Genomic DNA, 581 nt, shown 5'->3' on the forward strand with positions numbered 1-581 from the left:
AGGTTGCAGCTCGTAGCTGAATGCTCCTTTCTCGGTTGATGTGCCGGATTTAGTGTCAACGGTATAGCCATCGACTTCATCTGCAAACCCGATATGGAAAGATACTTCCACCGTCTTTCCCTCCGACGGACGAACCGCCGGATTGTCGATGCTATCTTCGCAACCTGTTCCTATCAATACCAGTGTTAAAAGTGTCATTGCAATAACTCCCTTTTTCTCTAATTTTCGTCCTATACTAGCCATTCTTTTATCATTTATTTACTACTACAAAAGCGTTAATTTAACAGTTGTGAACTGTCTCTTTCTTATGTAGAAAGAGACATGGGACTGACGATTTTTGTTAACCACTGTTTTACAACGACTTAATGCAGTAATATTTCAATGATCGCTTACGCTTCAAAAGATGGCGTAATTTTAATATTATTAATTTGTAGCCAAATTAGGCCACGTTTCTTGCTCTACTCGTTAAAAGTTGCTACTTTAGCACCCGATAACGGATAATAATCAATCATTTTGATAGTGTGTCTCTTTCTACATAAGAAAGAGACACTTTCTTTTTTTATCACCTCTTGATTGTCATT

At 37.9% G+C, this 581-nt stretch carries 1 pseudogene; it reads right to left on the reverse strand.

What is annotated here, in order from left to right:
* Window positions 1-243 (reverse strand): annotated as a pseudogene (locus tag HMPREF1536_RS20540) (DUF4906 domain-containing protein); the annotation flags it as partial.
* Window positions 244-581: the final 338 nt, after the last annotated feature.

The organism is Parabacteroides gordonii MS-1 = DSM 23371 (assembly GCF_000969825.1).
GTDB lineage: Bacteria > Bacteroidota > Bacteroidia > Bacteroidales > Tannerellaceae > Parabacteroides > Parabacteroides gordonii.